The 18465-nt window shown below is 42.0% G+C and carries 20 protein-coding genes; 19 read left to right on the top strand and 1 reads right to left on the bottom strand.

Annotated elements, in window-relative coordinates; all coding sequences use genetic code 11:
• Nucleotides 1–3: 3 nt before the first annotated feature.
• Nucleotides 4–861 (bottom strand): 5'-nucleotidase, lipoprotein e(P4) family, encoded by an 858-nt coding sequence (locus O3629_RS00995; protein ID WP_003004374.1) that lies wholly within the window; start codon nt 859–861, stop codon nt 4–6.
• A 435-nt stretch (nt 862–1296) separates the two neighbouring features.
• On the opposite strand from O3629_RS00995, the gene O3629_RS00990 reads away from it, so the two are divergent.
• The 19 genes from O3629_RS00990 to O3629_RS00900 all read left to right on the top strand — a co-directional run bounded on the left by O3629_RS00990 (nt 1297) and on the right by O3629_RS00900 (nt 18436).
• Nucleotides 1297–2298, top strand: a complete 1002-nt coding sequence (locus O3629_RS00990; RefSeq protein ID WP_151191187.1) for a uroporphyrinogen decarboxylase family protein — start codon at nt 1297–1299, stop codon at nt 2296–2298.
• Nucleotides 2299–2315: 17 nt separating this feature from the next.
• Nucleotides 2316–2516: a hypothetical protein gene (locus tag O3629_RS00985; protein WP_003004502.1), complete on the top strand. Its 201-nt coding sequence runs from the start codon at nt 2316–2318 to the stop codon at nt 2514–2516.
• Nucleotides 2517–2614: 98 nt separating this feature from the next.
• Nucleotides 2615–3616 carry a uroporphyrinogen decarboxylase family protein gene (locus tag O3629_RS00980; protein ID WP_003013614.1) on the top strand — a complete coding sequence of 334 codons (1002 nt, stop codon included), beginning with the start codon at nt 2615–2617 and terminating at the stop codon, nt 3614–3616.
• A 27-nt stretch (nt 3617–3643) separates the two neighbouring features.
• A complete protein-coding gene (locus O3629_RS00975; protein WP_155168102.1) occupies nt 3644–4522 on the top strand; it encodes a transporter substrate-binding domain-containing protein in 879 nt (292 codons plus the stop codon).
• 66 nt (nt 4523–4588) lie between these two features.
• On the top strand, nt 4589–5281 hold the full coding sequence (locus O3629_RS00970) for an amino acid ABC transporter permease (RefSeq protein WP_003004525.1): 693 nt from the start codon (nt 4589–4591) through the stop codon (nt 5279–5281).
• Between the two features lie 3 nt (nt 5282–5284).
• Nucleotides 5285–5971: an amino acid ABC transporter permease gene (locus tag O3629_RS00965; RefSeq protein ID WP_006595037.1), complete on the top strand. Its 687-nt coding sequence runs from the start codon at nt 5285–5287 to the stop codon at nt 5969–5971.
• Between the two features lie 19 nt (nt 5972–5990).
• A complete protein-coding gene (locus O3629_RS00960; protein WP_003016067.1) occupies nt 5991–6755 on the top strand; it encodes an amino acid ABC transporter ATP-binding protein in 765 nt (254 codons plus the stop codon).
• 108 nt (nt 6756–6863) lie between these two features.
• Complete coding sequence (locus O3629_RS00955; protein WP_371608576.1) at nt 6864–7262, top strand: DUF1310 family protein; 399 nt, start codon at nt 6864–6866, stop codon at nt 7260–7262.
• Between the two features lie 186 nt (nt 7263–7448).
• The gene (locus O3629_RS00950; protein WP_371608575.1) at nt 7449–7835 is read left to right on the top strand and encodes a DUF1310 family protein; all 387 of its coding nucleotides are present in this window, start codon (nt 7449–7451) and stop codon (nt 7833–7835) included.
• A gap of 2 nt (nt 7836–7837) precedes the next feature.
• The gene (locus tag O3629_RS00945) at nt 7838–9439 is read left to right on the top strand and encodes a hypothetical protein (RefSeq protein ID WP_371608574.1); all 1602 of its coding nucleotides are present in this window, start codon (nt 7838–7840) and stop codon (nt 9437–9439) included.
• Complete coding sequence (locus O3629_RS00940; RefSeq protein ID WP_021154366.1) at nt 9418–9798, top strand: hypothetical protein; 381 nt, start codon at nt 9418–9420, stop codon at nt 9796–9798. Before O3629_RS00945 ends, O3629_RS00940 begins: the two co-directional genes overlap by 22 nt.
• An 18-nt stretch (nt 9799–9816) precedes the next feature.
• Nucleotides 9817–10116: a hypothetical protein gene (locus O3629_RS00935; RefSeq protein ID WP_070586354.1), complete on the top strand. Its 300-nt coding sequence runs from the start codon at nt 9817–9819 to the stop codon at nt 10114–10116.
• Between the two features lie 357 nt (nt 10117–10473).
• Nucleotides 10474–12603, top strand: a complete 2130-nt coding sequence (locus tag O3629_RS00930; protein ID WP_021154368.1) for an AAA family ATPase — start codon at nt 10474–10476, stop codon at nt 12601–12603.
• Nucleotides 12604–12828: 225 nt separating this feature from the next.
• Nucleotides 12829–13074, top strand: coding sequence for a hypothetical protein (locus O3629_RS00925; protein WP_003009969.1), 246 nt, complete (start codon nt 12829–12831; stop codon nt 13072–13074).
• A 156-nt stretch (nt 13075–13230) separates the two neighbouring features.
• Nucleotides 13231–13557: a preprotein translocase subunit YajC gene (gene yajC, locus O3629_RS00920; protein ID WP_003004444.1), complete on the top strand. Its 327-nt coding sequence runs from the start codon at nt 13231–13233 to the stop codon at nt 13555–13557.
• A 154-nt stretch (nt 13558–13711) separates the two neighbouring features.
• Entirely contained in the window at nt 13712–14461 is a 750-nt protein-coding gene (locus O3629_RS00915; protein ID WP_003009971.1) for an isoprenyl transferase, read from the top strand.
• Nucleotides 14462–14470: 9 nt separating this feature from the next.
• Entirely contained in the window at nt 14471–15274 is an 804-nt protein-coding gene (locus tag O3629_RS00910) for a phosphatidate cytidylyltransferase (RefSeq protein WP_371608573.1), read from the top strand.
• A gap of 36 nt (nt 15275–15310) precedes the next feature.
• Complete coding sequence (rseP, locus tag O3629_RS00905) at nt 15311–16570, top strand: RIP metalloprotease RseP (protein WP_371608572.1); 1260 nt, start codon at nt 15311–15313, stop codon at nt 16568–16570.
• Nucleotides 16571–16585: 15 nt separating this feature from the next.
• Nucleotides 16586–18436 carry a proline--tRNA ligase gene (locus O3629_RS00900; protein ID WP_155125064.1) on the top strand — a complete coding sequence of 617 codons (1851 nt, stop codon included), beginning with the start codon at nt 16586–16588 and terminating at the stop codon, nt 18434–18436.
• Nucleotides 18437–18465: the final 29 nt, after the last annotated feature.

Genomic DNA, 18465 nt, shown 5'->3' with positions numbered 1-18465 from the left:
GTTTTATTTATCAAAACCTTGCAAGGCTTTGAGGCGTTCTTCTGTTTGTCCCTTGGCATCTAGTTTTTTACCTTGGTAGACAGCAGATTCCCATGATCCATACATTGGATTTGGGAAGATGATGAATTTTTCACCAAATTCTTTTTGCAATTCGTCTAATTTCTTGTCGCGATCAGCTTCAGATGTCTTAGAGAAGTCTGCAAAGTCGACCAGGTTGTCCCCAAAGAGCAAGACAAGATTGGTCTTTTCTTGCACAGCTTGGCGACGACCTTCTTTTGATTTGACGCCATCTTCTAAGAACATGAGGTGGTCACGTCCTTGTACCGGAATGCCTTCTTTTTCAAGATTCTTGATGGTATCATCTACTTGAGAGGTTGTACGGTCAGAAATATAGTAGATTTGAACCCCATTTTGATCCGCATATTGAAGAAAATCTTTGGCACCTGGTACCGCTTTTGCGGCTGCTTTTTTCACCCAAACATCCCAATCTTTAGGATTGAAGGCCGTACCATCTTTGACGTTTTGAACTTGGTAAGGGCTGTTGTCTAAAACAGTTTCATCCAAGTCTAATACGATTGAGTATGGCTTATCAGAAGGCGTTTGGAGGATCTCTTTCAAACGGTCAGTAGCGACATTGTAGCCTTGTAAATACAAAGCCTTGGTTTCTGCTGCCTTTTGGTACCAGAGAACAGACATGGTATTTTCTTGTGAGCGCTGCTGATCATAGGTCATCGTCACCTGATTTTTAGTGCTACTTGCTTTTGTCTCTTGCGTTTTAGTGGTGTTGCTTCCACAACTCGTCAGTAAAATGACAGAAGCAAGAGCAGAAACGATGGTAAAGGTGGTTTTTGTTGTTTTCATAAACCGTACACTCCTTAAAATTATTCTATAAAAATTATACTCCTTTCAATCTTGCCTGACAAGAAAGAGAAGAAGGTGTCTAGGAATCGGTGAAAAGAAAAAAGAAGGAAAAACGCTGCTATGAAAGGTTTCTTCGCCTCAACATATGCTATTTTTTCCTTTAAAAGAAGGGATATAGTTTTCTGCTATAACCGGATCAAGAAAAGATCAAAGCATCCCTTTTCTTCTAAAATGAAACAATAAAGAAAGATACTCGCAAGTCCCTATTTTCAAGCACTTGCGTTTTTTTGATGCCTTTCTCAATAAAGAAATTTTAAGGCCTTGATAGGGAAAATATATTAGTCAGCTACTTTTTGAGGTGATATCATGGTTACAAATTCCAGAAGGAAAGCAGTCAGTCTTTCTGTTGGAGAAATATTGAGGAGGATGTACAGTATGAGTAAAAAAGAATTGGTTCTTCGTGCCATTCGAGGCGAAACAGTAGAGCGAATCCCTGTAGGATTTTGGCTCCATTATGTGACCCAAGAAGAAAAAGAATTGGGTCTAGACAATCCGGCTGTAGTAGAAAAAAGTATTAAGGGCCACCAACACTATGTAGAAGAAATTTCACCTGATTTTGTCAAGATCATGAGTGATGGCTTCTTCCGCTATCCGAGTGCTCTTTATTCGAGAGAGATCCAATCGATCCGAGAATTGAAGGATATTCAACCGATTGGAGAGCATCATCCATGGATTGAAAAACAAATCGAGGTGGTCAAGGAAATTTGTTCTCATTTCCATGAAGAGATTGCTTCTTTCTACAATATCTTCTCGCCCATTTCTTATTTGAAACGCTGGTTCCGTACGGATCAATCTCGTGGAGACCAAGTGATTGCAGACTTTATCAAGGAAGATCCAGAAACTTTAGCTCATGTCCTTGACGTGATTGCAGGAGACATCGCTACTTTAAGTTGTCGCTTGATCCAAGAAGCAGGTATTGAAGGTATTTACTTTTCAACCCAGCAGATCCAAGATGAGCGTGTGACAGATGAAGAATACCGCAAGTTCATTGAGCCTAGCAGCATCGCTGTCCTAGAAGCAGCCAATGAAGCTGGAGGCATCAATATCCTTCATATTTGTGGTTTTGAAGGGGCCAGCAATGAAGTGGAGCTCTTCAAGGATTATCCAGCCCAAGTCATTAACTGGGCGACCCATCATGAAGGCCTTAGCCTAGCCGCAGGTCGTAAACTTTTCGGCGATCGTGCCGTCTTGGGTGGCTTTGTCAATGGCAAGAAAGGTTTGCTCTACCAAGGGGAACGAGAAGCTATTGAGCAAGAAACGCGTCGCTTGGTGGCTGAAGCCGGAAGTCGTGGTTTGATCCTTGGAGCAGACTGCACCGTGCCAGATGATTTCCAATTGGAACGCTTAGATTGGGTGCGTCAAGCAGCCGTATTGTAAAAAGAAAGGAGAGGGAGATGAAAAAGATCAATGTATGGTGTATCCTGGTAACCGTTTTGTTTTTGCTTCTCGGGCTTAGTAAAGTTGCTCTAGCAAGTAGTCAGGGGAAAGCAAAAAAAGATCCAGATATGGCAAGACTGGAGAAAATTCCTGCCCATAGTCTCTCCCTCCTTCGCCCGTCTGATCTAGCAGGAATTCTTCTTCTCGAAGATCAGTGATAAAAAAAGATGAAGAGCTTGATAAAAAATATATATTAGTCAAAGCATTATTGAAGTGATAAGATAACAAACAAGAAAAGATAGAACGAGGTAAGAACATGTCATCAAAAAGAGAATTAGTGTTAAAAGCTTTTAAAGGAGAAGCAGTTGACCGTGTGCCAGTTGGATTTTGGCATCATTTTACAACAGAAGAAGAATGGTTGAAAGGATTTTCTAATCCGGAAATTATTGAAAAAAATCTCAATGGCCATAAAAACTTCCTTCACAAGGTCAAACCAGACTTTGTCAAACTCATGAGTGATGGTTACTTTGCTTATCCAAATCCAGCCATTCACAAAGGCCTTGAAAATATTTCTGACTTAGCAGGGATTGAACCACTCGGAGCAGATCATCCATGGATCACAGAGCAGGTAGAGCTCGTTAAAAAAATCCGTGCCGGTTTTGAAGAAGACATTGTGGCTATCTACAATATCTTTGCTCCGGTGACCTACTTCAAATGGTTGGTCGGAGAAGTTTCAGGAGGAGATGACTTGATCGCAAACTTCATCGATCAAGATGCAGCAACTCTTAAAAAAGTATTGGATACAATTGGCCAAGATATTGCAAGTTTGAGCCAACGAATCATTAAAGAAGCAGGAGCAGACGGGATCTACCTCAGTGTTCAAAGTATCCAAGATGCGCGTGTCAGTCAGGAAGTTTACAAACAAGTCATTGCACCGAGTGAACTCCATGTCTTAGAGGCAGCTAAGGAAGCCGGTGGCGTAAATATTCTTCATATCTGTGGCTACGAAGGAGCTCGCAATGATATCCATCTCTTCACAGACTACCCAGCCCAAGTCATTAACTGGGCAGTCGGACCAGAAGGCATCAGCCTAGCAGAAGGACGCGAAATCTTCGGTGGACGCACGGTTCTTGGTGGTTTTGAAAATGGCAAAAATGGTCTTCTCTACACAGGAGACAAGGCTGCGATCCAAGCAGAAACTAAACGCATCATTGCAGAAACCGGAACGACAGGCTTGGTCATCGGTGCCGATTGTACCATTCCAAGTGACATTGATGAAGAACGAATCGAATGGGTTCGTGAAGCTGCAGCAGAATAAGGAAAATAGAAAGAGGGAGAACAGAGTATGAGTAAAAAAACATGGATTATCGGTGGGGTGGCAGTACTTGCCATTGCAGGTGCAACCATTCTTGGACGGAGCTTGAACCATGCAAATGACAGCAAAGGCTCGACAGGATCTAATAAAGTAACAACCTTGAAAGTAGCCCACACTCAAAACTATGTGCCTTATGATTTCGTTGATGAAAAAGGAGAATCAGATGGCTATGAAGTAGCCGTTCTCAAAGCCATTGACGAAAAACTACCGGACTACAAGTTTGAGTACACTGGAACAAGTGATGATGACCTCTTGATCGGTCTAGAATCTGGTAAATACGATATCGGAACCAAAGGAGCTTGGTATACCGAAGAACGTGCCAAGAAATTTATCATTCCAAAAGAACCAATCGGAGCAAGTATCATCGGATTTACCATACGAAAAGAAGATGCGGATAAATACAAGAACATTGATGACTTTGCTAAAGAAAAAGGAAAATTGGTTCCAATTTCACCACAAAATGCACAATGGAATGTTATTAAAGAATACAATGAAAAGCATAAGGACCAACAAATCGAATTGACAGCTGCGGAATCTTTCAAAGTCGCAGATGCCTATGCTTGGGTTCTTGAAGGACGTTACGATGCCTTCTTTGACATTAAACTTTCCTTTGAAAAAGCTGTCACAGATAAAGATGGTTCTTACCACCAATATGCGGACAAACTGAGCTGGTTTGCCTACAAAGGAATTCCAACTTACCCATTGATCCATAAGGATAAGAAAAACGAAAAATTTGCGGAAGCCTACAGCAAGGCCATCAAAGAATTAGAAAAAGATGGCACACTTGCTAAATTGTCGAAAAAATATTTCGGTGAAGATGTCTTCAGTTATGTAGATAAAGAGAAATAAGATGAAACTGGGTGCGCATAGCCCCAGCTTCCTTATTTCTATACGGATACAGAAAGGAAAAGAAACATGGTCTCATACGACATTTCCAAGGTCTGGTCATTTCTTCCAACCTTGGTCCAAGCTCTGCCAGCGACCCTAGCTTTGATGGTTTTAACGACGGTTCTCGGTTCTGCATTTGGCTTGGTTTTGACCTGGGCACAAGTATCAGAAGATAAGGTAGGAGCAGGTCTGGCAAAAGGTTATGTCTTTACTTTGCGTTGTACCCCTCCGATTGTCTTGCTCTTTTTGGTCTTTTATGGGCTCCCCCAATTTTTGAACTGGTGGTTGGGCATTGACATTGACCACTGGTCCAAGTTTGTCTTTGTCTTGGTTGCCATGTTTCTTCTCTTTGCCGCTATGATCTCTGAGGTCTTCAAGGCAGCCTATTTGGCCATTCCAAAAGGTCAGATGGAAGCGGGCTTGAGTATCGGCTTGACGCCAGCTCAAACCATTTGGCGGATTGTCCTTCCCCAAGCCTTTCGCGTGGCTCTTCCAAATATGACAACTGCCATCTTGAACCTCATGCGCGATGCCGCTTTGGCTTATACCATTGGCTTTATCGATATCATGGGAGCAGGCAACAACTTGATCAGTCGCAATCTTGGGAATTATTCCCTCGAGACCTATACAGCTGTAGCAGTGATCTACTGGGGAATTGCCCTTGTCATCTCCTTCTCCGCTCAACTCCTTGAGAAACGACTCAGTGTAACAGAAAGGTAGCTTATGGATTTCAATTTTATTAGTAAAACGTTTCTAGCCACCTTGGGTGGTGTGCCAGTGACCCTTCTGATCATGGTCGTATCGATTCTCTTGAGTTTTTTTCCAGCCCTCTTTTTGGCACTCGGCCAGATCTATAAGGTCAAAGGGGTTCGCAGTTTCTCAGTGGTTTACTTAGCTTTTATCCGCGCGACGCCTCCGATTCTCTTAATTCTCTTCTTTTATAGTCTCTTCCCAAGTCTCTTAAATAGCTTTTTTAAGAGCATAGGCAGTCACTTTAATGTCTTTGAGATCAATCCCATTTACTATGCCTTTATCATTTTTAGCTTGATGACAACGGGGAGTCTGGCTGAAATTCTCCGGTCAGCTATTCTGACGGTGGATAAGGGCCAGCTAGAAGCAGCGCAAGCTATAGGTTTGACCAACCGCCAAGCCTATATCCGCATTGTTTTTCCACAAGCCCTGCGTGCAGCCCTTCCCAATTTGTGTAACTTAGTTATCAATTTGGTCAAAGGAACCTCCCTTGTCTTTGTCATGACGATCAAGGATATCACCGCCATTGCCAAGGTAGAAGCCTCTTATGGCTATCAATATTTTGAATCCTATCTAGTGATTTTTATTCTTTATATTGTCATTTGTGGGGTGATTCAGTGGGGATTCAATCTCTTAGAAAAACGCCTGACACTCGCATAGAAGAAGGAGAAATAAGAAGATGTTAGAAGTAGAACACGTATCGAAAAAATTTAAGGACCACCAAGTCCTGGTAGATGTTAATCTCAAGGTCAACCAAGGAGATGTCGTCGTTATTTTGGGGCCATCTGGATCAGGAAAAACAACCTTCCTTCGCTGCCTCAACCACTTGGAAAAGGCAGATACAGGCCACCTCACTTTAGGTGGAAAAGAGTATGACCTCTCAAAACTCAGCAAAAAAGAGATTCTAGAAATCCGCCAAAAGACAGCCTTTGTCTTCCAGCATTACAATCTCTTCGCTAATAAAACAGCGCTTGAAAATATCTTAGAAGGGCTGGTTGTAGCCCGTAAGATTCCAAAAGAAGAAGCCATCCAACGGGCAGAATCAGCCCTTGAAAAAGTTGGTCTCCTCGCTTACAAGGATTACTATCCTTCTCAATTGTCAGGTGGCCAGCAGCAACGGATCGGAATTGCGCGTGCCATCGCAGTCAAACCAGACGTGATCTTGCTAGACGAGCCGACTTCAGCGCTAGACCCAGAGTTGGTCGGTGACGTCTTAGATGTCATGAAGCAATTGGCCCAAGAAGGAGTGACTATGGTTGTCGTAACCCATGAGATGGGCTTTGCGCGTGATGTGGCTAACCACGTTATCTTTATGGATGGCGGACACATCATCGAAGAAAATGAACCGCATGAATTCTTCAATAGTCCAAAGGAAGAGCGAACCAAACAATTCCTCTCACGGATTTTATCCGATGCCACTTATAGCGTCGAATACATGATTTAACAAGAGACACACCTAGTAAGGGTGTGTTTTTTAGGTTCTGGAAAAAATTTTTAAAAATTGGGTCATTTTTTAAAAATCATTACGAATAATATAAGTGAGAGGGAACATATGACTGATAAAAAACAACGATTAATGCTACTATTCTTACTGACTTTGTTTCTAGGAGGCTGCAGTCTTTTTACAGATAAAGCTGCTGAGAGAAGGGAAATGATTCAGATTGTAGAAAGCACGAAAATGGAGCGAGCGATAAAACACTTGTTAATCAGTATCGATCCGAAAGCTTTCACTTCAGAAGGAGTCATTCACTCCTATACCCTGATAAAAGGTGAATTGGAATACAACCCAATGGGAGGCATGAATGTCTACCTCGTTATCAATGGCGATAGACAGTTAACGATCGATACGACTGTTCAAATGGAGGATTCAGGACAGTTCGAAGCAGGTAGTTACGGCATTTCAGCAAAATTAGATGATCTGTTAAGTAAAGCAGAAGAGGCTGGGAAATAAACTCATTCAGGTAAATACCCCTAATATAAGTAAATAGAAACATTTCTGGATCAAAACCAATATGTTACATCAATAGCTAGTGCTTGTAACGATTTGGCAACATTTTTTAACAAAAGTAACATTTCAGGTATGAATAGAATTTTGTATAATAAATTCTAAGAAAGCTGAAGAAAGAATGGGAAGAAGATGAAAAAAAGTAAATTTATTGTGTTGCTAATGGTAGTATTTAGCCTGAGCTTAGGAGGCTGTAGCTTTTTTAATGGACAATCTGCCAAGAAACAAGAAATGATTCAAATCGCAGAGAGTAAGAAGATGAAGGTAGCGATTGAAAATATGTTGAAAAAATTAGACCCTAAAGCTCTTACTCCAGAAGGAAAAATAAAATCATATAAAATTTCTAAAGATGATTTAGATTATAATCCGATGGGAGGGCTATTAGTAAAAATAGTTATAAATAATGATGAAAAATTAGTTTTAAGCACAACTATACAAGAGGACGCTACAACAGGGAAATATGAAGAGACCTATTTTGGGGAAACAGAGGAGTTAAGTGATTTATTAGATAAGGAGTGATAATGGCTAATAATTTAAATTTCAATGATCAACAAAATGTTAAAGCTGCTCTACTTGAATACGAAAAAGATGTCAAAATAAATGGAAAGTTTAAAATTGGGACGAAGAAAGACGAATACATTGGTAATGTTGCCCATATTTATGATAACGTAAATGACAATGAGGAGCAGGTCTTCGTTCTTACTAATAATGGCCAAGGCGCGCAACAAAATGCAGTCCCCTATACTGCTTCAGATGAAGAACGTGCCCAAATCCATGACGTGACTGTCTTGATGAAGGGATCTGAAACTGAAATAAGTACACAAAAATTACTCCATGATACATATACGGATTGGGTAAAGACAGATTTGCCAGCAGCTTCCAATATTTTGAACCCTGGTGGTGCGAGCGAGTATGCAACCGAATATGCGAAGAATTATGCGCGAGATAAGGCTAAGGATAGTTTTAATAATTTTGTAGAAGCTTTTGAAGATGCGATTATTCCTACTTCTGTTAATCTTCCTCCGGAGGCCACACCCTTAGGTAGGTTTATGAAAAAAGCGCTGGATAATCCTGTCAGCAATTTCGTACAGGAAAAAGCATCAGATGTGGTCGGCTTTTTTGCAGAAAGGACAGCCGAAGAACAGGTTAAATTTCCCGCTTTAGTGGGAGCTGCTTTTTTAAAAAAATACAATGATGAAAACGGGACTTTCCCGCCTCCGCAGTTTAAAGATGCTGCAGCTCATTTGAAAGAGGTGATCCGAAAATACCCCAATGCCAAGATCGATCTATACGGTCACTCTCTGGGTTCTATGAATATTCAGTATGCGCTTGCCTGTTTGACGGAAGAGGAAGCTTCTCATATTGGGACCGTACACCTATATAATGGCCCTAATGCCTATCCTATCTTAACACCTGAGCAAAAAGTGCGTATAGATTCGCTGAAGTACAAAATCTACAACCACATTGACCATAAAGATTTGGTTAGCTTGGGCTATCAGGATTCTGGAAGCAAGGAATCCAGTGGGATTGTCAAGCACCTCAAAACTAAGAATTTGATAAATACGGGCCTTCAGCACATGATGCATGGTTATATCTATGATAAGGACGGGAATTTGGTTCTTGAAAAGGGAACGGAAGCCATCACTCGCAAGGAAATCATTGAAGAGCGGATGAAGGTTTACTATCGCCTAAAGGATAAATTGCAAAAAACAGGTGGTGGACTGAGTTCAAGTGAACAAATCTATCTCGATGCCTTGCAGGCACGCTTGGCTTCTGATGAGCTGATTCGAGTAGTGGATGAAGGGCTGGAGCAAGCTCAGAAATCTAAGGCACGACTGGATACAGATTTAGAAGCTTTGGAGAAAGTATTACAGACCGTTCCGAAAGGCTTCATTCTCAATCTTTCCGAAGTAGAAGAGGCCTATGCACAGGCTGGTGCAACAAGGCAAACAGTTGTCACTCAAGTAAGAGAAAGGTTCGACAATCGTTTGGCTGCATATCAGTCCTTATCGAATGAATTTCATGCTTTAAACGAGCAAGTGAATACAGGAATTGAGCTCTTAAAAGCAAAAGATCAAAAAATAGCAGGAGAAATGAACCAGTGGGAACAACTAGCTTATTAATTTCATCTACTCTTTCAAAAAAGGAAAAGAAACTAGATCACTTGGAAAGAGAGTTCCAAAAAGCGCGCTTGGAGCTAGATGAAAAGCGTTGCCTAGTGGAAAGAAAACAGCAGCTCTTCACCCAGATGCTGGAAGAAGAGTATGCGATGGCAGCTTCCTTCTTACAAGAGCAGGAAGTTGATAACAGTTGTGGATGGGAGTCCCTCCATCGCTGTATCGAAGAGTATGATATCGAAGCTAGAGAAGCTGCACAAGTAGCTTTAAAACAGATCGAAATCGAGGAAGAGAATTTATGGCAATCCTACCGGAAAGATAGACGCCAACTGGAAGAGGAGTTTGCACAAGATAAAGTTTCATAGTATAGAAGAGGAGGAAGTATGGGTGATAGTCCAGTCAAAGATTTCTTTGATTTAGATATGAAAGATAAGATGAGGATCATCGAAAGCCGAAAGAAACTTGAAAAAGATTTAATCCGGGTTGTCTATGCGCCCGTTTTATTGACCTGCAAGGCAGGAGTTGAGAAGCGTTACAATGATGGCTTGACTGCGATTGCAACAGTAGCTGAAGAAGACGTCCAAGTGGTCGGGAAGCAACTAGACCAATCCATGGTGGGGCAATTTGCTAAAAATGTACAGACAGCTATTCAAGAAAAAGCTGGTAAATTTAAATCTATCTAGCCAAGAACTTCTATTTAAATATGGAATCTGGAGTGACATCCAGATTTTTTTAATAAATTTAAAAAATTATGTAAAAAAGCGTTGACAAAGAAATCAGTCTGCGTTATAATAATTTATGTAAACAAAAAGAGGTTGAAAAAACCTACTAGTTTACAAGATCAATAGTGGAAAGGAGATGGTGATATGCTATTTCCAAAATTAAGACAACTAATTGATAAAAGGAAAAATAGAAACTGTTAGCCTGTAGGGCTATTATTAAATAAATGAATTAAAATTATGTAAACAATCAAACAGCAGCCAATTGGTCTGCTAATTTTCAAGAATGAATTAAAATTATGTAAATTAGAGGTATACAATATGAATAACAACTTTAACAATATGGATGATCTTTTCAATCAACTAATGGGAAACATGGGTGGTTTTCGTTCTGAAAGCCGTCGCTACATGATCAACGGTCGTGAAGTGACACCTGAAGAATTCGCTATTTACCGCCAAACTGGTCAACTTCCAAATGAAGGAAGCGAGCAAGTGCAACACCATCAAGGTAAAGGAATGAAACAAGATGGGATCCTTGCAAAACTTGGTCGCAACTTGACCGAAGAAGCTCGTGAAGGAAAATTGGATCCGGTCATCGGACGTAATAAAGAAATTCAAGAAACTGCTGAAATCTTGTCTCGTCGTACCAAGAACAACCCTGTCCTTGTAGGTGATGCCGGTGTTGGTAAAACAGCAGTTGTAGAAGGTTTGGCACAAGCTATTGTGAACGGGGATGTTCCAGCTGCTATCAAGAATAAAGAAATCATCTCGATTGATATTTCTGGTCTAGAAGCTGGTACGCAATACCGTGGTAGCTTTGAAGAAAATATTCAAAATCTGATCCAAGAAGTCAAGGCTATGGGAAATGTCATTCTCTTCTTTGATGAAATCCATCAAATTCTTGGTGCAGGTAGCACAGGTGATGGTCAAGGATCTAAAGGTCTTGCGGATATCATCAAACCTGCTCTTTCACGTGGGGAATTGACAGTCATTGGGGCAACGACTCAAGATGAATACCGTAACACTATCTTGAAGAATGCGGCTCTTGCTCGTCGTTTCAACGAAGTGAAAGTCAATGCTCCATCAGCTGAAGATACTTTCAAGATCCTCCAAGGGATCCGTGATCTTTATGAAAAACACCACAATGTCATCTTGCCAGATGAAGTTTTGAAAGCAGCGGTTGATTATTCGATCCAATACATTCCACAACGTAGCTTGCCTGATAAGGCCATTGACTTGGTCGATGTGACAGCTGCTCACTTGGCAGCCCAACATCCAGTAACAGATGTCCATGCTGTGGAACATGAAATTGAAGAAGAAAAAACCAAACAAGAAGAAGCTGCGGCTAAAGAAGATTACGAAGCAGCTTTGAAAGCAAAAGTTCGAATCGAAGAACTTGAAAAGAAAATTGAAAACCATACGGAAGACCATAAAGTAACAGCAACAATCAACGATGTGGCTGAATCAGTAGAACGGATGACGGGTATTCCAGTGTCTCAAATGGGTGCAACTGATATTGAACGTTTGAAAGATATGGGTCACCGTTTGCAAACTAAGGTTATCGGTCAAGATAAAGCCGTTGAAGCAGTGGCACGTGCTATCCGTCGGAACCGTGCAGGATTTGACGAAGGGAACCGTCCAATCGGTAGCTTCCTCTTTGTAGGTCCTACTGGTGTTGGTAAAACTGAGTTGGCTAAACAATTGGCTCTTGATATGTTCGGAACCAAAGATGCTATCATCCGTTTGGATATGTCAGAATACAGCGACCGCACAGCCGTTTCTAAATTGATTGGTACAACAGCTGGTTATGTTGGTTACGATGATAACAGCAATACCTTGACAGAACGTGTTCGCCGTAACCCTTACTCTATCGTCCTTCTTGACGAAATTGAAAAGGCAGATCCTCAAGTGATCACCCTTCTCCTTCAAGTCTTGGATGATGGTCGTTTGACAGATGGTCAAGGTAACACGGTCAACTTCAAGAACACTGTGATTATCGCCACTTCAAACGCTGGATTTGGTTACGAAGCTAACTTGACAGAAGATGCGGATAAACCAGAACTCATGGATCGTTTGAAACCTTACTTCCGTCCAGAATTCTTGAACCGTTTCAACGCTGTCATTGAATTCTCACACTTGAGCAAGGAAGATCTTTCTAAGATTGTTGATTTGATGTTGGTAGATGTCAATAAGACCCTTTCTAAGAAAGAAATCGACTTGGCAGTGAGCGATGCAGCTAAAGAATACATGACTGAAGAAGGTTATGATGAAGTGATGGGTGTTCGTCCACTCCGTCGGGTAGTTGAACAACAAATCCGTGACAAAGTCACAGACTTCCACTTGGATAACTTGGATGCCAAACATCTCGAAGCAGACATGGAAGATGGTGTCCTTGTGATCAGAGAAAAAGACACAAAGAAGGAAGAAAACGCTGATAAACAAGCAGATTAAGGCGAATTAGTTTGTGAAAAATAGAGACTGCTATCATATAGCAGTCTTTATTTTTTCTTCCCACCTGGGGGAAATTATTCGCCGTATAAGGCCAAAATCCTCCTATTTGAGCTAAAAAAACATCAATAATTAGTGAAATTAATCCAATTTGAGCAAAATTATTAATAAATAAAGAAAATAAGTATATAATCTATACAAGAATAAAATTTGAGGAATGGAAGTAAGATGAGCAATACAATTGATATCTACTCAACTCCCGAATACAGAAAAGTGGAAGCCGTTGTTCAACTGATGGTTGACGGTCGCTTGACGAGCTATCGTGTCGCAACTGAAACAAACATCAGCAAAATGAGCTTGGCGACTTTGACGAAGGGAACGAGTAAAATCAAAAATATTACCTATCAAACGGCTTTGGCCTTGATTGATTGGTATGATGAGAATCATGAAAAGTATGGCATTACGATTGACTAGTCAGTAGCCCACTTTTCGTGGTTTTTTTCTTTTTCAGCAAAACTTGCCTCCTCTCTGAGACTGGACTCTGATTTTACTTGAAGAGGATGGGAAAACTTGAAAAGACGGGCGAAATTTGATATAGTATAGCATATATGAAAATTAAAGGAGAAACATATGCAAGGCGGAAGTTTGCTAATTATGCTCGTTCTTATGGTCGGTTTGATGTACTTCATGAGCCGTAGCCAAAAGAAACAGTACCAAAAACGGATGGAAAGTTTGAATAAACTTCAAAAAGGAAATGAAGTCATCACGATTGGTGGCTTGTACGGAACCATCGATGAAGTCGACACAGACCGCAAGACCGTTGTCTTGGATGTTGATGGTGTCTACCTGACCTTTGAATTGGGAGCGATCAAAACAGTTCTTCCTGTATCAGAAGGAATCTCAGCCACTGCTACAGAAGGTGCTAGCTCAGATGCCGATTCAGCCATCGAAGAATAATCATCAAAGAAGAGGCAAGGGCCTCTTTTTTGGTGGGCAAATAGGACGATGTGATGAAGGAAAGTCCTGCTGGTTCAAAAAAGAGGCCAGAGTCCCTATTTTATGGGGATTTATGGTATAATGAAGCGATAAATATTGAAATAGGTAGAAAAACATGTTTCGTTTTAAGAAAAAAGAAAAAATCGAGATACCTTTAGAAGTCCCGAAACACATTGGGATCATTATGGATGGTAATGGTCGCTGGGCGAAAAAGCGGATGCAACCGCGCGTCTTCGGTCATAAGGCAGGGATGGAAGCTCTCCAAGAAGTGACGATTGCAGCAAAAAATATGGGGGTTCAGGTCCTGACTGTCTATGCCTTTTCTACGGAAAACTGGACACGCCCTGAAGATGAAGTCAAGTTCATCATGCACTTGCCGGTCGAGTTTTATGATCGTTTTGTCCCCGAATTGCATCGCAACAATGTCAAGATTCAAATGATCGGTGATACCAAGAAATTACCAAAAGAAACGCTGGAGGCTTTGGAAAGAGCAGAAGCGATGACCCATCTCAATACAGGCTTGATCCTGAATTTCGCGCTCAATTATGGTGGACGTGCTGAGATCACCCAGGCCGTGAAGCAGATCGCCCAAGAAGTCTTGGATGCGAAGTTCAGTCCAGAAGATATCACAGAAGAGATGATCGCAGATTCTCTCTATACCGAGAGTTTGCCACGCGTCCTAAGGGATCCGGATTTGATTATTCGTACCAGCGGAGAGATCCGTTTGAGTAATTTCCTTCCTTGGCAGGCTGCTTATAGTGAGTTGTATTTCACAGATGTGATGTGGCCAGATTTTGGAGAGGAAGCACTACGAAGTGCCATAGTAGAATATAGCCATCGCCATCGGAGATTTGGTGGTGTTTAGGAGAAGATGATGACGAAAGATTTACAAAAACGTGTGATTTTTGGAGGAATTGCCCTGCTCTTTTTCATTCCAACAGTAATGGTTGGAGGGGTGTTCTTCCAGATTGTGATTGGCTTGATCGCCATGCTTGGGGTTCATGAATTGCTCAAGATGAAGGGGCTTGAGACAGCGACCTTTGAAGGAGCACTAGCCATGTTAGCGGCCTTTGTCCTGACTTTGCCGATCGAGGACTATCTCCCTTACCTTCCAGCAGATGCCAATATGATTGCCTATGGTCTGGTTGTCTTGATTCTCATGGGGACAACTGTTCTTGCTCAGAATTACAATTATGAAGATGTGGTCTATCCCATTGCCTCCAGCTTTTATGTTGGACTTGGTTTCCATTCCTTAGTAGATGCGCGAATCGCTGGTATTGATAAGGTCTTATTGGCACTCTTTATTGTCTGGGCGACAGATTCCGGTGCCTATTTAGTAGGAAGTCGCTTTGGGAAACGTAAGCTCATGCCTGCGGTTTCTCCTAATAAAACGATTGAAGGAAGTCTTGGGGGAATCTTGTCTGCAGTTGCGGTAACTGTGATCTATATGATCGTGGATCGCTCGGTGGCAGGTGGACATGGTTTTCTAGCTATGATCTTCTTTACCATTCTCTTTAGTATTGCAGGTCAGTTTGGCGACCTGGTAGAGAGTGCAATCAAACGCCACTTTGGTGTCAAGGATTCTGGGAAATTTATTCCAGGACATGGCGGTGTTCTAGACCGTTTTGATAGTTTGATTTTTGTCTTTCCCTTGATGCATTTTTTGGGCTTGTTCTAAGACAGAAGAGATAGAAAGGAAACCACGTATAGAACGATGCAGTTTATTGCCTTTATAGTTATTTTTGGAGTGATCGTTCTCGTTCACGAGTTTGGTCATTTCTATTTTGCAAAAAAATCGGGCATCCTGGTGCGAGAATTCTCGATCGGGATGGGTCCAAAGATCTTTGCCCATATTGGTCAGGATGGGACAGCTTATACCATTCGGATCTTGCCTTTAGGTGGCTATGTTCGTATGGCTGGCTGGGGTGAGGATACCACGGAAATTAAGACCGGTACTCCTGTGAGCTTGACGCTCAATGAGGCTGGTAAAGTCGTCCGGATCAATCTTTCAGGAAAGAATCTGGATCAGACAGCCCTTCCCATGAATGTCACCCAGTTTGACTTTGAAGATAAATTAGAAATCACCGGCTTGGTTCTCGATGAGACAAAGACCTATGATGTCGATCATGATGCGACCATCGTTGAGGAAGATGGGACAGAAGTGCGGATTGCACCGAGAGATGTTCAGTATCAGAATGCCAGCATTTGGGGACGGTTAATCACCAACTTTGCGGGTCCTATGAACAACTTTATCCTCAGTATTGTTGTCTACTCACTCTTAGCCTTTATGCGAGGCGGTGCGATTGACTACTACAGCAACAATGTTCAGGTGGCACCTGATGGGGCGCTGGCCAAGGTTGGTGTCAAAAGCAATGTTCAGATCCTTCAGGTAAACAACGATACCGTTAGCAACTGGGATGAGTTGACAGACGCTGTTGAAAAAGCGACCAAGGACAGCAAGACGGCTCCTGAATTGACCCTGAAGGTCAAGACAAATGGCCAAGAAAAAGAAGTTAAAGTAAAGCCAACCAAGTCAGGGAATCGTTACTATCTGGGTGTGACAAATGGGATCAAGACTGGATTTGTGGATAAACTCTTGTCTGGTTTTACAGATACCTGGAATACAGCGACACGGATTTTGGGAGCTTTGAAAGATATCATTTTCCACTTTAGTCTCAATAAACTGGGTGGTCCGGTCGCTATCTACAATGCCAGCTCACAAGCTGCTCAATTAGGGATTCCGGCAGTCTTGTCTCTTATGGCCATGCTCTCTATTAATATTGGGATCTTCAATCTAATCCCGATTCCGGCTTTGGATGGCGGGAAAATCTTGATCAATTTGATCGAGGTCGTCCGGAGAAAGCCACTGAAACAAGAAGTAGAAACCTATATGACGCTTGCAGGTGTAGCTGTAATGGTTATTTTGATGATTGCTGTCACCTGGAATGATATTATGAAATTATTTTTGAAATAGAAAAGGATATTGTCCATGAAACAAAGTAAAATGTTGATTCCAACGCTTCGCGAAATGCCAAGCGATGCTCAAGTCATTAGCCATGCTTTGATGTTGCGTGCAGGTTATGTTCGCCAAGTCTCAGCTGGTGTCTATTCTTATCTGCCATTAGCAAATCGAGTGATTGAAAAAGCAAAAGGCATCATGCGCCAAGAATTTGAAAAAATTGGAGCAGTAGAAATGCTAGCTCCAGCCCTTTTGAGTGCGGATCTCTGGCGTGAATCTGGTCGTTACGAAACTTACGGGGAAGACCTTTATAAGTTGAAAAACCGTGAAGGCTCTGACTTTATCTTGGGTCCAACTCACGAAGAAACCTTTACCGCTATTGTGCGCGACTCAGTAAAATCTTACAAACAATTGCCGTTGAATCTCTACCAAATTCAACCAAAATACCGCGATGAAAAACGCCCACGGAACGGTCTTCTTCGGACCCGTGAATTCATCATGAAAGATGGTTACAGTTTCCATGCCAACTACGATAGCTTGGACGTTACTTATGATGAATACAAGGCAGCTTATGAGCGGATCTTCACCCGCAGTGGCATCGACTACAAAGCCATCATCGGTGATGGTGGTGCCATGGGTGGAAAAGATAGCCAAGAGTTTATGGCTGTTACGCCTGCTCGTACGGACTTGGACCGTTGGGTTGTTTTAGACAAATCAGTAGCTTCCTTTGATGAGATCCCAGCAGAAGTTCAAGAAGAAATCAAAGCAGAATTGCTCAAATGGATGGTTTCTGGTGAAGATACCATTGCCTATTCAAGTGAATCCACCTATGCTGCGAACTTGGAAATGGCTACTAACGAATACAAGCCAAGTAACCGTGTCGTAGCGGAAGAAGAAGTGAAACGCGTGGAAACACCAGGTGTCAAATCGATTGATGAAGTAGCTGCATTCTTGAATGTTCCAGAAGAAGCTACTATCAAGACTTTGGTTTACATCGCAGATGGTGAGCCTGTTGTTGCCCTTCTTGTAGGTAATGATCAGCTCAATGAAGTGAAGTTGAAAAACTACCTCGGCGCAGACTTCTTTGAACCTGCAACCGAAGTGGAAGTGAAAGAATTATTAGGAGCTGATTTTGGCTCTCTCGGTCCAGTAGATCTTCCTGAAAATGTTAAGATTATCGCAGACCGCAAGGTCCAAGACAGTCGCAATGCAGTAGTCGGTGCCAATGAAACAGGCTACCACTTGACTGGTGTCAACCCAGGACGTGACTTTACTGCAGAATACGTCGATATCCGTGAAGTTCGTGAAGGCGAAATCTCACCAGATGGGAAAGGGGTCTTGAACTTTGCACGAGGGATCGAAATCGGTCACATTTTCAAACTCGGCACACGCTACTCCGCTAGCATGGGGGCAGATGTCTTGGACGAAAACGGTCGTGCGGTTCCAATCATCATGGGCTGCTACGGTATCGGTGTCAGCCGTCTTCTTTCAGCCGTTATGGAGCAACATGCTCGCCTCTTTGTCAATAAGACTCCAAAAGGGGAGTACCGTTACGCTTGGGGAATTAACTTCCCTAAAGAATTGGCGCCATTTGATGTGCATTTGATTCCAGTCAATGTTAAGGATGAAGCAAGCCTTGCTTTGACCGATCGGATCGAAGAAGCCTTGGTGAATAAAGGCTACGAAGTCTTGGTGGATGACCGAAATGAACGCGCTGGTGTCAAATTCAGCGATAGTGATTTGATTGGACTTCCAATCCGCGTAACAGTTGGTAAAAAAGCAGCTGAAGGTATCGTAGAAGTGAAAATCAAAGCAACAGGAGATACCATCGAAGTTCATGCGGACAATCTCCTTGAAACCCTTTCAATCTTGAACAAATAAGAAAAAGCTTTCTGAGCCCTCACCAGTGT

It is taken from the genome of Streptococcus sp. 27098_8_12, assembly GCF_041432115.1.
Taxonomy (GTDB): Bacteria; Bacillota; Bacilli; order Lactobacillales; family Streptococcaceae; genus Streptococcus; species Streptococcus parasanguinis_V.
This window is presented reverse-complemented; position numbering and strand designations above follow the sequence as displayed.

Coding starts and splice junctions, on each gene's coding strand:
- O3629_RS00980 (WP_003013614.1), top strand. CDS start 2,615: ATGTCATCAAAAAGAGAATTAGTGTTAAAAGCTTTTAAAGGAGAAGCA.
- O3629_RS00950 (WP_371608575.1), top strand. CDS start 7,449: ATGAAAAAAAGTAAATTTATTGTGTTGCTAATGGTAGTATTTAGCCTG.
- rseP (WP_371608572.1), top strand. CDS start 15,311: ATGCAGTTTATTGCCTTTATAGTTATTTTTGGAGTGATCGTTCTCGTT.
- O3629_RS00925 (WP_003009969.1), top strand. CDS start 12,829: ATGAGCAATACAATTGATATCTACTCAACTCCCGAATACAGAAAAGTG.
- O3629_RS00990 (WP_151191187.1), top strand. CDS start 1,297: ATGAGTAAAAAAGAATTGGTTCTTCGTGCCATTCGAGGCGAAACAGTA.
- O3629_RS00985 (WP_003004502.1), top strand. CDS start 2,316: ATGAAAAAGATCAATGTATGGTGTATCCTGGTAACCGTTTTGTTTTTG.
- O3629_RS00995 (WP_003004374.1), bottom strand. CDS start 861: ATGAAAACAACAAAAACCACCTTTACCATCGTTTCTGCTCTTGCTTCT.
- O3629_RS00900 (WP_155125064.1), top strand. CDS start 16,586: ATGAAACAAAGTAAAATGTTGATTCCAACGCTTCGCGAAATGCCAAGC.
- O3629_RS00915 (WP_003009971.1), top strand. CDS start 13,712: ATGTTTCGTTTTAAGAAAAAAGAAAAAATCGAGATACCTTTAGAAGTC.
- O3629_RS00910 (WP_371608573.1), top strand. CDS start 14,471: ATGACGAAAGATTTACAAAAACGTGTGATTTTTGGAGGAATTGCCCTG.
- O3629_RS00930 (WP_021154368.1), top strand. CDS start 10,474: ATGAATAACAACTTTAACAATATGGATGATCTTTTCAATCAACTAATG.
- yajC (WP_003004444.1), top strand. CDS start 13,231: ATGCAAGGCGGAAGTTTGCTAATTATGCTCGTTCTTATGGTCGGTTTG.
- O3629_RS00945 (WP_371608574.1), top strand. CDS start 7,838: ATGGCTAATAATTTAAATTTCAATGATCAACAAAATGTTAAAGCTGCT.
- O3629_RS00970 (WP_003004525.1), top strand. CDS start 4,589: ATGGTCTCATACGACATTTCCAAGGTCTGGTCATTTCTTCCAACCTTG.
- O3629_RS00935 (WP_070586354.1), top strand. CDS start 9,817: ATGGGTGATAGTCCAGTCAAAGATTTCTTTGATTTAGATATGAAAGAT.
- O3629_RS00965 (WP_006595037.1), top strand. CDS start 5,285: ATGGATTTCAATTTTATTAGTAAAACGTTTCTAGCCACCTTGGGTGGT.
- O3629_RS00955 (WP_371608576.1), top strand. CDS start 6,864: ATGACTGATAAAAAACAACGATTAATGCTACTATTCTTACTGACTTTG.
- O3629_RS00960 (WP_003016067.1), top strand. CDS start 5,991: ATGTTAGAAGTAGAACACGTATCGAAAAAATTTAAGGACCACCAAGTC.
- O3629_RS00975 (WP_155168102.1), top strand. CDS start 3,644: ATGAGTAAAAAAACATGGATTATCGGTGGGGTGGCAGTACTTGCCATT.